The sequence below is a fragment of the Pseudoalteromonas sp. 120-MNA-CIBAN-0494 genome, from assembly GCF_040308885.1.
In the GTDB taxonomy this organism is placed as follows: domain Bacteria; phylum Pseudomonadota; class Gammaproteobacteria; order Enterobacterales; family Alteromonadaceae; genus Pseudoalteromonas; species Pseudoalteromonas nigrifaciens.
The window spans coordinates 1-499 of sequence record NZ_JBEOOE010000097.1 but is presented as its reverse complement, the minus strand read 5'-3'; the positions used below and the strand labels follow the sequence as shown (position 1 = coordinate 499).

The window sequence follows — 499 nt, the reverse complement described above, 5'->3', positions numbered from 1 at the left end:
GTAAGCGTCTAGCGAACCACACCTAGCATCGATGTTCTGATTATCTAAAAATACCTGCTCAATGATAAATTCGGAGCAGGTGATGAAAACTTACAGAACAAGCGCACAGTGGCAGCAGCTTTTGCTGAAACGCAGTACGTTTAGTGGTACTAATATTGAATTCTGCCAACACCATAATGTCGCTATTACGACTTATTATAAACAACGTGCTTTACTGGCAAAAGACCAGCCTAATTCCACCTTGCCAGTGCACACGCAGTGCCTTACATCATCACGTTTTGTCCAGGTAAAACAAACTACTGAAGTCTGCGCGCAAACTCGTCAAAATACGCTGCAGTTTGATACGCTAACCGGCCAACTCACGTTTCCTATCGATTTAGCGACGGCCGATATCGTTGCCATTATTAAAGGGCTAACGGTATGAGGATGTTCGTTGATGTACCCACCGTCTATTTATGTGCCGATGCCGTTGATTTTCGAAAATCAATTAATGGTCTGG

At 43.7% G+C, this 499-nt stretch carries 1 protein-coding gene; it reads left to right on the top strand.

Annotated elements, in window-relative coordinates:
- Positions 1 to 82: 82 nt before the first annotated feature.
- Positions 83 to 424, top strand: a complete 342-nt coding sequence (locus AAEY55_RS18145; protein ID WP_008467385.1) for a hypothetical protein — start codon at positions 83 to 85, stop codon at positions 422 to 424.
- Positions 425 to 499: the final 75 nt, after the last annotated feature.

Coding starts and splice junctions, on each gene's coding strand:
- AAEY55_RS18145 (WP_008467385.1), top strand. CDS start 83: ATGAAAACTTACAGAACAAGCGCACAGTGGCAGCAGCTTTTGCTGAAA.